Genomic DNA, 13705 nt, shown 5'->3' on the forward strand with positions numbered 1-13705 from the left:
TACGATAGGGGGGTATCTTATCTCAGGCGACCTCCTCCATGTCGATTTCGGCCACTGCGGCGCAACGCGCTCATTCACATGCCTTCGCCGGCGGCAATCCGCTTGCCGAGCGCAGCACCAGGAGGGCGGTCGTCCTCACCGCGATCATGATGGTGGTGGAGATCGTCGGCGGCTGGACGCTCAATTCCATGGCCCTGCTCGCCGACGGCTGGCACATGAGTTCGCACGCACTGGCGCTGGGCCTGGCGCTGTTCGCCTACGCCTTCGCCCGCCGTCACGCCGGCAACGCCCGGTTCGCGTTCGGAACGTGGAAGGTCGAGGTGCTGGGCGGCTACACGAGCGCCATCCTGCTGCTGGGCGTCGCCGGCTTGATGGCGTTCCAGTCGGTCGAACGCCTGTTTTCGCCGACGCCGATCCATTACCAGGAGGCGATCGTCATCGCCTTCATCGGCTTGCTGGTCAACCTGATCTGCGCCTGGTGGCTACGCGACTCCCATGACCATGCGCATCACGGGCATGGGCACGACCACCATCATGGACATGGACATGGACATGGACATGCACACGCACACGCACATGACCATCAGCATGGGCATGGCCATGGCCACAAGGACCTGAATCTGCGCGCCGCCTACCTGCATGTGGTGGCGGACGCGGCCACCTCGGTCCTGGCGATCGTGGCGCTGCTGGTGGGGATGCTGTGGGGCGCGAGGTGGATGGATCCGGCCATGGGCATCGTCGGCGCCGTGCTGGTGACGGTGTGGGCCTGGGGACTGCTGCGCAGCACCGGCAAGGTGCTGCTGGACGCGGAGATGGACGCGCCGGTGGTGGCGGAAATCCGCGACGTCATCGACGCGCTGCCGTGCGAGGCGGCGATCAGCGATCTCCACGTGTGGCGGGTCGGCGGCGACAAGTACGCCTGCGTCATCAGCCTGGTGACCGCGGCGGACGTGGCGGCCGACGATGTCCGCAGCGCGCTCGGCGTGCACGAGGAACTGGCGCACATCACGGTGGAAATTCACGTCGCCGGCGCTGCGCCGACGGCCTGACCGGCACTGCGCAGGCCGCATCGCGGCGCACGCTCGCCGCTGCGACGCTGTGCGTGCTGGCGCCGATCCGCGGACGCTGCTGGATGCACCAAGCCAGCGCAGGCCTGCCACGAAAACGGCGAGCGCCGGCCCCGGGCATCCGCCGCACACGCAGGCCGGGCGCAGCGCCGCCCCGTGCCCGGCGCGCCGCGTCACATGGCCCCGAACAGCTTGCGGTAGCGCGTCGGGGTCAGCGAGAGGCGCCTGCGGAAGTGATGCCGCAGCGTCTCCGAAGAACCGAATCCGCACAGGGTGGCGATCTCCTCCACCGGGATGGCCGAGCGCTCCAGCATCTCCTTGGCACGCGTCACGCGCGCGCCCGCCAGCCACTCGCCGGGCGATTGGCCGGTGGTGGCCTGGAACCGGCGCAGGAAGGTCCGCACGCTCATGCCGGCGTCGGCGGCCATCGAGGCGACCGTATGCGCGCCAGCGAGGTCGCGGGTCACGCCTTCCAGCAGCGTCCCCAGGCGCGAACTTTCCCTGGGCACCGGCACCGGCCGCTCGATGAACTGCGCCTGGCCACCGTCGCGGTGCGCCGGCATCACCAGGCGGCGCGCGACCTGGTTGGCGATGGCCGGTCCGAAATCGCGGCGCACGATGTGCAGGCACAAATCGATGCCGGCCGCGCTGCCGGCAGAGGTGAGGATGTCGCCGTCGTCCGTGTACAGCACCGCCGGGTCCACCGACACCTGCGGATACTGCGCCGCCAGCGCCGCTGCGTGGCGCCAGTGCGTCGTCGCCCTGCGCCCGGCCAGCAGCCCCGCCTGGGCCAGGACGAAGGCGCCGGCGCAGATCGACACCATGCGCGCGCCGCGGCGCTTGGCTTGCTGCAGTGCGCGGAGCAGGGCCGGCGCAGCGGCGGCATCGGGCCCGCGCCAGCTGGGCACGATGATCGTATGCGCCTGCTGCAGCAGCTCCAGCCCGCCATCGACGCGCAGCGAGCGCACGCCGAGCGCACGCAGATCGCCCGGCTCCGCCGCCGCGACGGCGAAGCGGTACCAGTTGGGCCCGACCTCCGGGCGCGGCAAGCCGAAGATCTCGGTCGCGATGCCGAATTCGAACAACCCCAGTTGGTCGTAGGCCAGCACCACGACGAGCGGCGCATGCGGGACCGGACGGCGCGATGCAGGCTTTGGCATGATCTTGACGATATATGGCATTCACGCCACTTTCAAGGCAGGTTTTTGCATCGCAACATCATCTTCACGCGCTTGCCTCACCACCGGCTCAGGACCGCAATGAACATCTGCCCGACCCGCGACACGCTGTTCCTCGCCGCTCCCGGCTTCCACGTCGACGGCCAGGGGCCGTTCTACTGCGGCGACGGGATCGCGATCGAGGGAGTGCTGGCGCTGTATCCCCAGGTGCTGGCGTGGCTCGACGTGCAGCGCATCGCCTTCGAGCGCCCACGCTCGGCGGTGGTGGCCTTGCTCGGCGAGGCGCACCAGTCGCTGCCGGTGCTGGTGCTGGCCGGCGACTCCGACACGCATGGGGTCGCCTTCACGCTGCACGGACGCCTGCGCTTCAACGACCAGCCCGACGCCATTCGCCGCTACCTGTCGGCACGCGGCGGGCTGCCCAGCCAGCGCTAGCCGTGCAGACCCTGCGCGCGTCGTCGCACGCTCGCGTGCGCACGTTCCCTCCGCATCCTTCCTGGAGCGCATCATGAGCAGACCGACCCTCATCGCCCTGGCCATCGCCGCCGGCGTCCCGTCGACGGCGGCCGCCCAGGATTCCACCACCACCGCGCCCGCGGAACAGGAGGCCAAGACGCTCGACGCGCTGGTGGTCAGCGGCAGGGTGCGGTCGCTGGAACAGTTCACCCCGACCGGCAGCCGCCTGAACCTGTCGGCGCGGCAGACGCCGGCATCGCTGGACTCGGTCAACGCCGCGGCCATGGAAGCGCACGGCCTGCAGACCGTCGAGAAGGCCGCCGAAAGCCTGCCGGGAGTCAACACCGGCGGTTCGCCCGGCAACCCGGCCACGTTCTCGATGCGCGGCTTCACCGACGGGCAGATCACCATCCTGCACAACGGCCTGTATCTGGGGCCGTCGAACATGACCAACCGGCCGCAGAACACCTTCAACCTGCAGAGCGTGGAGGTGCTGAAGGGTCCGGCATCGGTGATCTACGGCCAGGGCGCGGTGGGAGGCGCGGTCAATGTCACCAACAAGGCCCCCACCTTCGGCCCGACCCAGTACGAACTGATGGCCGGCATCTCGCGGTTCGGCGGCAGGGAGGCAGGCGTCGGCGCGGGCGGCGGACTCAGCGACACGCTGGCGTACCGGTTCGACATCAGCCGGCTGTCCTCCGACGGCTACGTGCATGGCGCGAACTCGAGCGCGCTGAATGCCACGTTCTCGCTGCTGTGGCGCCCACGCGACGACTTCAGCGCGCAGCTGTCCATCGACTACGCCAACGACAACCCGACCACCTACTTCGGCACCCCGCTGGTGCCGGCCGCCAGCGCCAAGGATCCGATTCGCGGACTGCTCGCCGCGCCCAACGGCTACGTCGTGGACCGCGCGATGCGCGGCAACAACTACAACGTGGCCGACGCCGACATCGCCGCGCACCAGGTGTGGCCGCAGGCCTTGCTGAAATGGACGCTGGGCGAGGGAATCACGCTGCAGAACCTGAGCTACTACTTCCGCGCGTCGCGGCGCTGGATCAACGCCGAGAGCTACACCTACGACACCGCCACCTCGCGCATCGACCGCGACCGCTTCTTCGTGTTCCACGAGCAACGGCTCTGGGGCAACCAGACCAGCCTCACCGTCGACCGCCCGCTCGGCCGGTTCGGCAACCGCTTCGTGGTCGGCGTCGACTACAGCGACCTGGATTTCGTGCGCGACCGCGGCTTCCCCGACGGCGACAGCGTCGATCCCTATTCGCACGGACCGAGCGGGAGTTTCGGCGACATCGTGCGCCGCCGCAACCCGACGCAATGGCGCAACGTCGCGGTGTTCTTCGAAGACGCGCTGGACCTGAGCGACCGCTTCAAGCTGGTCACCGGCGGGCGCCACGAGCAGCTGGACCTGGATCGCAAGAACTACGCGGCGGACGGCAGCTACATCGCGGCGACCAGCTTCTCGCGCACCTACCGGCCGACCAACGCGCGTATCGGCCTGGTCTACGAGGCGACGCCCGGCATCACCCCCTATCTTTCCTTCAGCACCGGCACCGATCCGGTCGGATCGAACATCTTCATCGTCAACGCCGGCGAGAATTTCGGCCTCAGCCGATCGCGCCAGATCGAGGCCGGGGTCAAGGCGGCGACCGCGGACCACCGGTTCAGCGGCACCCTGGCCGCCTACGCCATCCGGCGCGAGAACATCCTGGCGCTGACCCAGCAGGACGTGCTGAGCAACGTCGGCGCGCAGACCTCGCGCGGCATCGAGTTGAGCGGCGACGCACAGCTGACCGCGCAGTGGAGCCTCAACGCCAACTACGCCTACACCGATGCGAAGTACCGGGATTTCATCGACAGCAACACCGGACTGGATGCCTCGGGCAATCGCCCGACGAACGTGCCGCAGAGCGTGTTCAATGCCTGGACCAGCGTGCGTGGCATCGCCGGGCTGCCGCTGGAGGCCGGGCTCGGGGTGCGCCGCGTCGGCAAGCGCTACGGAAACACCGCCAACACGCTCAGGCTGGACCCGTATGTGCTCGGCAACGCCTACCTGACCTACGATCTCAGCGCGTCGGTCTCGCTCAGCCTGCATGTCGAGAACCTGTCCGACAAGGACTACGTGCAGTGGGCCGACATCTACTATCCGGGCCAGGTGATCCTGGGCGAGCCGCGCAGCTACGAGCTCAGCCTGCATGCCCGCTTCTAGCGCCTCCGATCGCTGGCGCGCCATGCTGCGCTGGCTGTCCTGGTTCCATCGCTGGACCGGCGTGGCGTTCTGCCTGGCATTCGCGGTCTGGTTCGGCAGCGGCCTGGTCATGGTGTTCGTGCCGTTTCCGTCGTTGCCGGAGCAGGCCCGCCTGGCGCGCAGCGAGGTTCCGCGGCTGGCGCAGGTGCGGGTCGATCCGGCCGCCGCCCTGCAGGCGGCAGGCGGCGGCAGCGAGTTGCGGCTGATCGCGGTGGCAGGTCATGCGCGCTATGTGGTGGGGCGCGGGCGCACCCAGGTGGCGGTCGATGCGACCAGCGGCAAGCCGGCCGGCCCGCTCGACGCGCCGACCGCCGGGGCGGTGGCTGCACGCTTCGCCGGTACGGCGGCGGACCGGGTGAGCGCGGCGTTCGACTACGACCAATGGGTGGTGCACCAGAAGTTCGATGCATGGCGGCCGTTCTATCGCGTCGCCATCGCCGATGCCCCGCGTACGCAGCTGTACGTCTCGGTGCGCACCGGCGAAATCGTGCAGCGCACGCTGGCCTGGGAGCGGGCCTGGAACTGGGTCGGTTCGGTCCCGCACTGGCTGTATTTCACCGTGCTGCGGCAGCGTTTCGCCGCCTGGGACTGGACGGTCTGGTGCCTGGCCCTCGGCGCACTGGCCGGGGCCAGCGCGGGCACCTACCTCGGCCTCTACCGGAGCTACCAGCGCGTGGCGATGCGGCGCCCCGGCTGGTCGCCGTTCAAGGGCTGCTGGCGCTGGCACCACGGCCTCGGGCTGGCCGCCGCGCCGTTCGTGTTGACCTGGATTTTCAGCGGGTGGCTGTCGATGGACCACGGCCGGCTGTTCTCGCGCGGCATCCCCGACCCGGCGGCTGCCGAGCGTTACGCAGGAACGTCGCTGCAGCGCGCGTTGCAACCGGTACCGGCCACGGCATTGCGAACGCTGCAGGGGTCGACCGAGCTTGCGTTCAACGTCGTCGGCGGCCATCCAGTGGCGGTGGCGAGGACGGGCTCGGCTTCGCGCGTGGAGGTGCTGGACGGCTCCGCCGGCAATGGCCTGCGCAGCGCGCTGCCGCCCGGGTTGATCGATGCAGCCGTGCAGCGCGCCTGGCCGCAGGCCGCACGGCGATCGCCCGCGGCACGCAACGACGCGCTGTACCGCGCCGCGGACGCGATTCCAGCGGATGCATTGCGCTACGGGCTTTCGGCGCCGACCGGCGCCGATCTGTACATCGACGCGGCAAGCGGTCGCCCGCTGCTGCAACTGGACACCAGCCGCCGGGCTTACGACTGGATGTACTTCGCGCTGCACACCACCCGGTTCCCCGGGCTGGTCGAGCACCCCACCCTGCGACGCGTCCTGCAGGTGCTGCCGCTGCTGCTCGGGCTGGCATTTTCGATGACCGGCATCGTGCTCGGTTTCAGGCGCCTGCGAACCAGTTGGCCGCGCAGCGCCGTGCCGTAGCCTGCCGTACGCATCTCGGCGACGCGGCGACGCGCAACCGCCCGCGCGTGGCGAGCGGCGGACACCGCGCGCCGCCGCTCGCGGTGCGACTCACTGCGCGCAGGTCTTCAGGCGCAGGCTGCGCGCGATGTCGCGCCAGTCGAACGCGGCCACCGCCTGGTCGTCGTGCAGGGCGTAGAACACGCCCTGCGGGAAGCGCGCGTCGCCGCGCTGGTCCAGCCATACGCCGTCGGTGTTGGCGGTGACCTTGCCGGCGAAGGCGCCGACGTGCGCCAGGGTCTGCCGGTCGAACACATGGAACAGGCTGCGGTCCTTGAACTGGTCGGTGCCGATCCAGTAGCCGCTGCCGTCGGCGCAGCTCAGCAAGGCGATGCCCTCGGCCTGCGCCTTGTACAGGTCCGCGCCGACGTCGCGGCCGCGGTACTTGCCGTCGGCCAGGCCGTATTCGCGCAGGCGGGTGCCGCTGGCCACGTCTTCCTCGGCCAGCAGCAGGCGGTCGTGCGCCGGATCGGCGTACACCGATTCGGCAATGCGGATCGCACCTGCCGCGGAGGTCTCGCCGAAGGTCTGGGTCAGCGTCGCGGTCCAGGCCCTGCCTTGCCTGCGCAGCTGGTAGCGGCGGAAGCGCTGGCCCAGCTGCGCCAGCGGCGGCACGGTCTCCTCGTCCGCACCGAGCATGTAGTTGTCGCTGACGATGACCTCGATGCCGCCGTCCTTCGGCCGCGCCCACAGCCCGTACGGCTTCTTCAGATCCTGGGCGCCGAACAGCGCCACCGACTTGAAGTCCGGCAGCGAGAACGCCTGCACGCGATGGTTGTCGCGCTCGACCACCAGCGCCAGGTCGCCGACCACGGCGATGCCGTTGGGCCGGTCCATCTGCCCGGGCGCGGCGCCCTTGCCGCCGACGGTGCGCAGGCGCTGGCCGTTGTCGCCATCGAATACGACCAGTTCGCCGCTCTTCTTGGCGGTGGTGATGACCCAGCGCTGGCCCTGCGGCGTGGTCCAGCTGGCCGGCGAATCGAGGTTGTCGGCCGGGGTGAATGCGGTGAGGAAGGCTTCGGCGACCACGACGTGCGCCAGCTTGGCATCGCTCAGCAGCGGCTCGTGGTGCGCGCCTTCGTCTGGTTCGCGGTCGGCGGTCGCCGGCTTGGCGACGGTCGCTGTGGGCGCCGATGGCACATGGGAACAGGCGACGGCCAGCCCGCAGGCCAGCGCCAGCGCCCTCAAGCGCAGCGCCGAATGCGCGCGCATCACAGCTTCACCCGCACGCCGACGGCGAAGGTACGGCCGTATTCCTCGTATTGCTGGGTATGCGCACGCGTGCCCTGGTAGCGTTCCAGCGGCTTGTCGAGCAGGTTGGAGGCGTCGAAGTACAACTGCACGGTATCGGTCACCTGGTAGTCGAGGCTGAAGTCGAGCTGGGTGTTGGGCGCCACGAAGATATCGTAGTCGCGGGCCTTGCCCAGTTCGTCGAGGTACGCGCTGCGGTACACCGCCGAGAGCCGGGTGGAGAAGCCGTCGCGTTCGTAGCCGAGGAAGGCGGTGTAGACGTTCCTGGAAGCGCGCGGCAGGGTGAAGTCCTCGCCCTGGCGATCTTCCAGCCCCGGTTCGAACTCGGTATGCAGCCAGGTGCCGCTGACGCCGCCGAGCAGGCCGTTCCAGCCTTCCGGCAGGAACGCGAACTGCTGCTGCCAGTTGAACTCGGCGCCGTAGACCTTGGCGCGTTTGCCGTTGATCGCCATGCTGACGTCGTAACCGGCGTAGGCCGGATCGTTGTCGATCACCGTGTCCACGATGTAGCCGTCGATCGACTTGCCGAACAGGCCCAGCGAGACGATGCCGGTCTTGCCCAGGTAGCGCTCGAACGACAGGTCGAGGTTGGTCGACGCGTAGGGATCCAGGTTCGGATTGCCCAGTTCCACTTCCTCGTCGTCGTTGTTGATGGTCGCGTGCGGCGCGACCTGGCCGAAGCCGGGCCGCGACACGGTCTTGTTCAGCGCCGCGCGCAGCGACCAGTCCTCGCCGCCGTTCCAGCGCAGGTGCAGGCCCGGCAACACATTGGTGTAGCGGCTGCTGGCCTGCAGCGCGCTGGCGGCGAACGACTCGCCGTCGTCGCCGACATCGACCTGGTAGCCGCTGGCCTTGAACCGGGTGCTCTCCACGCGCACGCCGGCGATCACCCGCAGTGCGCCGATCTCCCAGGTGCCCATCGCATAGGCGGCCAGCACGTCTTCCTTGGCGACGTAGTCCTGCGACAACGCGCCGACCGCATTGCTGCCGACATCGCCGTCGTCGGCGCTGTACTGGCTGCCGTTGCGCGCCCAGTAGGCGCGCATCGCCGAGGAACTCAACGCCTGGCCCAGGCTGTTGTGGCGGTGTTCGGGCGGCGCCACGGTCCAGTCGGCCAGGTCGATGTCGGGACCTTCGGACAGCTCGCTCTCGTTCTTGTCCACGTCGCGGTCGCGCCAGCGCCCGAGCAGGCCGAACTTGTAGCTGGCGTTGTCGGCGTCGAAGCGTACGTCGATCTTTGCGCTGTATTCGTCGTCGTCGGTGCGGCCGGGCGAGAGCACGAACTTGTCGAACACGTAGTTGCCGTTGGACACCCAGTCGTCGCCGGACAGGCCGATGGCCGGCAGGCGGCCGTTCTGGTCGATGGTCGCGTCGAGATCGTCGCCGTCGTACTTGAAGCGCGCCTCCTTCTCGTCGTTCACCCGCTCGCGGGTCTTGGTATAGCCGGCCTGGTAGTCCAGCACCGCGCCGCCCAGGTCGTTCTCGCCACCGAAGCTCGCCGCCAGCGTGTCCTGCTGCTTGGTGCGGTAGCGCACCCGCTTGGACAGCTTGTCCACCGGCGCCGAGTAGGTGCCGTCGCCGTTGGCCTGGATGTCGTCGGCGTCGAAGGAGATCACCGTGTTCTGCCGGGTCTCGGCATCCTTGAAGCTGCTGAACAGCGTGCGCAGGTAATAGCGGTTGTCCTGGTCCGGATGCCAGTCCAGGTTGAGATTGGCGCCGATGCGCTTGCGGTCGATGTGGTACTTGCGGCGCTGCTGCTCGACCATGACCAGGTCGCCGTTGTCGATCGCGTCGTACTCGCCTTCGGTGTTGTCGGACTCGAACTCGCGGTCCTGGTAGTTCAGGCCCAGCGCGATCCCGAACGTGTCGTCGGCGAACAGGTCGCTGTAGTTGAACGCCGCCTTGGGGCTGGTCTTGCCGCTGAGCTGCTGGTGATTGGCCTCGAGCTTGGCGCGGATGCTGCGGCCGTCGCGATCGAACGCCGAGGCCGACTCGACCAGGATCGCGCCGCCGATCGCATCGCCGGGCATGTCCGGGGTCGGCGACTTGACCAGCTTCAGCCGCTCGGTGGATTCGGACGGGATCACGTCCATCGGCGCGGCGCGGTTGTCGCTCTCCGGGGTACCGATGGCGACGCCGTCGATGCTGACGCTGTTGAGCGCCGTGTCCAGCCCGCGCACCACCACGAAACGGCCCTCGCCCTGGTCGCGGGTGACGCTGACCCCGGGCAGGCGCTGCAGCGATTCGGCCACGTTCTGGTCCGGATAGTCGCCGACTTCGTCGGCCGAGACCGCGTCCAGGATCGCATCGGACTCGCGCTTGAGGTCCACCGCGCGGGCCTGGGCCTCGAGTTGCGGGCGGACTTCGACCCGATCCAGGTCGATCGCCGCATCGGCGGCGTCGGCGGCCTGCGCGCCGCAGGCGGCGCAGGCGACGCCCAGGCCGAACGCGATCGCCACGAACAACGGAGTCTTGCTAGGCACGGTATGCACGGACGCGGATCCCCCTCTAACGTTAAGAATTGGGAAACAACATATTTCCGACACGTTGCGTGCTAGTGACACGCCGGCCCCGGACAGGCAGCTGGCGGCCACGGAGCCGGCTGCGGCACACTGTGCGCACCCCCGTTGCGAGTGCGCCCATGAAGATCGTCGAAGTCCGCCATCCGCTGGTGCAGCACAAGATCGGCCTACTGCGCGATGCCGCACTGAGCACCAAGGGCTTCCGCGAACTGGTCACCGAATTGGGCACCCTGCTCGGCTACGAGGCCACCGCCGATCTGGAAACCGAGACGCACACGATGGACGGCTGGGCCGGCCCCACCCAGGTGCAGCGCATCGCCGGCGCCAAGATCACTCTGGTGCCGATCCTGCGCGCGGGGCTGGGCATGCTGCCCGGCGTGCTGGCGCTGATCCCGGCGGCGCGGGTCAGCGTGGTCGGCCTGCAGCGCGACGAGGAGACGCTGCAACCGGTGCCGTACTTCGAGCGCCTCACCGGCCGCCTGGAGGAACGCGACGCGCTGATCCTGGACCCGATGCTGGCCACCGGCGGCACCCTGATCGCCACCGTGGACATGCTCAAGCGCGCCGGCGCGCGGCGGATCAAGGGCATCTTCCTGGTCGCCGCACCGGAAGGACTGCGCGCGCTGGAAGCGGCGCATCCGGACGTGGAGGTCTATACCGCCGCGATCGACGACCACCTCAACGACAAGGGCTACATCCTGCCCGGCCTCGGCGACGCCGGCGACCGCATCTTCGGCACCCGGGTGGGCTGAGCCGCGGCGATCGCACTGGCGGAAACCGATGGCAGCTTATGTCAATGAAAAAATGCATCGGCAGACGCCGCCAAACAATCTTTACTCCTGAAATTCCACCTGGCACTCCTGAATACCTTCTTTCATATTCGTGAATCCGCGCTCCGATAAGCTGACCGCGCACAGGAGGAACTCCTGCTTTTGCTCGCAGCAGCCCAGCTTGTAGCGTGCAAGGATGTCCCCATGTCGACGGCATATACAGGCAACATCGGCACGACAGGAGTGCAGCAACATGAGCACTAAGAGATTCTCGATCTCCAATGACATGGTTCAGATCCTGGGTACTTTGGCCGAGGGTACGCACCAAGACGCCAACACCATCTTGCAAGAGGCGCTAGGGCTGTACGCCGCGGCACTCAAAGGCAAATCGGAAGGCAAAAAGCTTGGACTCTACGAGCAGACGCCGCAGGGCGAGGCAGACATCACCACATCGTTCACCGTTACCGGCGATTGGGGCGACCTGAGCGAGCTTACCCGAGAAGATGGATTCGCGGTTCCGAGGCACAGTGCGGCGGAGATGGAATGAACGATCCCGACAAGGAAGTCAGACCGGAGACGACGCCCAACATCCTGCACATGCTGACTCCGAAAAATGGAGACGCGAAGTTCAAAGTGACGGTTGAGTCGAAAGAAGACGAGAGAGATCAAGCCCACCGCCATAAGTCGGAGAACCTGGTCACCATTGCACTGCTGGCCATCGTCGTTGTCTGTGGAATCATCGCCGCTCTACTGCTCATATTCGGCGACGTGGAGCAAAAGAAGATTGGCATGGGACTGTTGGTATCGGTCATGACAGGCGTCATCGGCAGATTGTCAGCACCCAGGAAATAAAAGAAAAGGCGCGGCGCGGATGCCTGGCCATTTTGCCGCTGGAAAAGCCTCTTGCGCAATTCGTCTCAACGCCACCGCCACGGCGCGCAACCGCACCCACGAAGCCAAAGCCAAGGCCTATTCCCAGCGCTGGCGCGCGCTCAGCGCTGCAGGTTCTGCAGCGCTGCGCTCACGTACACCAGCGGCGCGTTCCAGTTGATCGCCACCTCGTTGCTGGCGTAGCTGCACTCCTGGTCCAGGTAGGACAGCGCCGGCAGCGACGAGGCATAGCCATGCTTGCACTCCCCGGCGTCCTGCTGGCCCGGCTGCGGACCGCCGACCAGCAGGCCCGGCACCGGCATGGCGACGCCGTCGGCGATGGAGATGCGATGGTGGATATGCATCGGCGAACGCGCGCCGATGCCGGTCACGAACGACATGCCCAGCGGATTGCGCCCGAGCACGTAGTCCAGCTGCGACTGCGCGGCCTGCAGATACTCGGGTTTGTGCTGCAGCTGATAGGCCTGCAGCAGCAGCATCGCCTGGTTCAGCGCGGTGCTGTTGCTGCCCCAGTGGAAATCGCCCGGCGCCATCGCCACCTTCCACGCCGAGCCCTGCCAGGTATGCAGCAGCTGCGTGGCCACGCTGTCGATCTCCTGCGCGATGCGCGCCTGGTCCGCATGCGCGCTCAGCCGCGTGCGGTGCTGCGCCAGCGACATCCACGCCAGCCCGCCGACCGAGCCCCAGTCCGGCACGCTTGCGTGCACGTTGCGCGCCATCGCCGCGTCGTAGAACGCGTCCTCGCCGGTGGCCAGGTACAGCTCGGTGGCGGCCCAGGCGAATTCGTCGTCGAGCTTGGCGTCGTCGTAGCCGCCGGTGTGCACGTCCGCCGGCTGCCGGTAGACGTCGTCCGGATGCGCCTGCGCCCAGGCCCAGGCGCGGCGCGAGGCCTGCAGCATGCGCCTGGACACGCCGTCGAAGCGATCGTCGAACGGGGCGTAGATGCGGCTGGCCTGGGCCATCACCGCAGCGAAATCGAGCGTGGCCGCGGTGCTCTTCTGCACCACGTAGCGCGGCGCGCGCGCCTGGTCGGGCATCTGCATGCCGCCGAAGTCCAGGTTGGTCAGCTTGTGGTAGACGCCGCCGTCGCCCGGATCCTGCATCGCCAGCAGCCACTGCAGGTTCCAGTCGACCTCGCGCAGGATGTCGGGCACGCCGCCGCCACTGTCCGGGATGCCTTCCTTCTGCGCGGCGAAGTAGGCCGGGAATTGCTCGTAGGCGGCCAGCAGGGTGTACACGGTGATGCCGGAATTGACCACGTACTTGTTGTAGTCGCCGGCGTCGTACCAGCCCTTCGGCGCGGAGATCGCCGTACCGGTCGGGCGCCCTGGCGAAGCCGCCGAGGCGTGGATCAGCACGTGGGTGTCCGGATGCCCTTGCGCGCGCGCGTGGCGGCCGGCGTACTCGCCGGGCAACGCGGTGCTGGCGCGGTTGTAGTAGTAGGCCTTCAGCGCCGCGCGCGCCACCGCATCGTAGGCGTCGGCGGCAATGGCGAAGCTGTCCGACGGCGGCAGCCCGTCCACGCGCAGGCGATAGTGGCCCGGCGTGCGCAACCCGGAGAAGTCGGCGATGCGCACCGTCTGCTGCGCCGGCGCCCACATCGCCGCCGGCCCCAGCGTGCCGCGCAGCACCACCTTGCCCGAGTCGGCGCGTTCGACCGCGAACGCGTCGCCATGGCCATCGGGCACCACCGCGAGCTTGCTGGCGGCCGGCAGGTAGCCGACCTGGTTGAGCCGGATCGGCGACATGGCGGCTTCCTCGGAACGCGAGGCGCAGCCACCGACGAGCAGGCAGGCGAGAAGCAGGCAACGCAAGGCGATGGGCAGGTTCATGCGC

Annotated in this window: 11 protein-coding genes; 7 read left to right on the top strand and 4 right to left on the bottom strand. The window is 68.4% G+C overall.

Going from position 1 to position 13705, the window contains the following annotated elements:
• Positions 1 to 38 precede the first annotated feature (38 nt).
• A complete protein-coding gene (gene dmeF / locus NRY95_13780) occupies positions 39 to 1049 on the top strand; it encodes a CDF family Co(II)/Ni(II) efflux transporter DmeF (protein UYC14804.1) in 1011 nt (336 codons plus the stop codon).
• A gap of 191 nt (positions 1050 to 1240) precedes the next feature.
• On the opposite strand, the gene ftrA is transcribed toward dmeF, so the two are convergent.
• Positions 1241 to 2227, bottom strand: coding sequence for a transcriptional regulator FtrA (ftrA, locus tag NRY95_13785; protein UYC14805.1), 987 nt, complete (start codon positions 2225 to 2227; stop codon positions 1241 to 1243).
• Between the two features lie 99 nt (positions 2228 to 2326).
• Here ftrA and NRY95_13790 point away from each other — a divergent pair, with 99 nt between their 5' ends.
• From NRY95_13790 to NRY95_13800, 3 genes are all read left to right on the top strand, one after another.
• On the top strand, positions 2327 to 2680 hold the full coding sequence (locus NRY95_13790) for a DUF3088 domain-containing protein (protein UYC14806.1): 354 nt from the start codon (positions 2327 to 2329) through the stop codon (positions 2678 to 2680).
• A gap of 73 nt (positions 2681 to 2753) precedes the next feature.
• Positions 2754 to 4928, top strand: coding sequence for a TonB-dependent receptor (locus tag NRY95_13795; GenBank protein ID UYC14807.1), 2175 nt, complete (start codon positions 2754 to 2756; stop codon positions 4926 to 4928).
• Positions 4915 to 6396 carry a PepSY domain-containing protein gene (locus tag NRY95_13800; protein ID UYC14808.1) on the top strand — a complete coding sequence of 494 codons (1482 nt, stop codon included), beginning with the start codon at positions 4915 to 4917 and terminating at the stop codon, positions 6394 to 6396. Before NRY95_13795 ends, NRY95_13800 begins: the two co-directional genes overlap by 14 nt.
• 90 nt (positions 6397 to 6486) lie before the next feature.
• Here the strand turns inward: NRY95_13800 and NRY95_13805 are convergent, their stop codons facing one another.
• Both NRY95_13805 and NRY95_13810 read right to left on the bottom strand, forming a co-directional pair.
• Entirely contained in the window at positions 6487 to 7647 is a 1161-nt protein-coding gene (locus NRY95_13805; GenBank protein UYC14809.1) for a phytase, read from the bottom strand.
• Positions 7647 to 10127 carry a TonB-dependent receptor gene (locus tag NRY95_13810; protein ID UYC18590.1) on the bottom strand — a complete coding sequence of 827 codons (2481 nt, stop codon included), beginning with the start codon at positions 10125 to 10127 and terminating at the stop codon, positions 7647 to 7649. Before NRY95_13810 ends, NRY95_13805 begins: the two co-directional genes overlap by 1 nt.
• Before the next feature lie 200 nt (positions 10128 to 10327).
• Between NRY95_13810 and upp the strand changes: the two genes are divergently transcribed.
• The 3 genes from upp (at position 10328) to NRY95_13825 (ending at position 11830) form a co-directional block, all read left to right on the top strand.
• A complete protein-coding gene (gene upp / locus NRY95_13815; protein ID UYC14810.1) occupies positions 10328 to 10960 on the top strand; it encodes a uracil phosphoribosyltransferase in 633 nt (210 codons plus the stop codon).
• 271 nt (positions 10961 to 11231) lie between these two features.
• Positions 11232 to 11525 (top strand): hypothetical protein, encoded by a 294-nt coding sequence (locus NRY95_13820; protein UYC14811.1) that lies wholly within the window; start codon positions 11232 to 11234, stop codon positions 11523 to 11525.
• A complete protein-coding gene (locus NRY95_13825) occupies positions 11522 to 11830 on the top strand; it encodes a hypothetical protein (GenBank protein ID UYC14812.1) in 309 nt (102 codons plus the stop codon). The genes NRY95_13820 and NRY95_13825 overlap by 4 nt, the downstream gene beginning before the upstream one ends.
• A gap of 140 nt (positions 11831 to 11970) precedes the next feature.
• On the opposite strand, the gene NRY95_13830 is transcribed toward NRY95_13825, so the two are convergent.
• A complete protein-coding gene (locus NRY95_13830; protein UYC18591.1) occupies positions 11971 to 13617 on the bottom strand; it encodes a glycoside hydrolase family 9 protein in 1647 nt (548 codons plus the stop codon).
• Positions 13618 to 13705 lie beyond the last annotated feature (88 nt).

The organism is Xanthomonas campestris pv. phormiicola (assembly GCA_025666215.1).
Taxonomy (GTDB): domain Bacteria; phylum Pseudomonadota; class Gammaproteobacteria; order Xanthomonadales; family Xanthomonadaceae; genus Xanthomonas_A; species Xanthomonas_A campestris_A.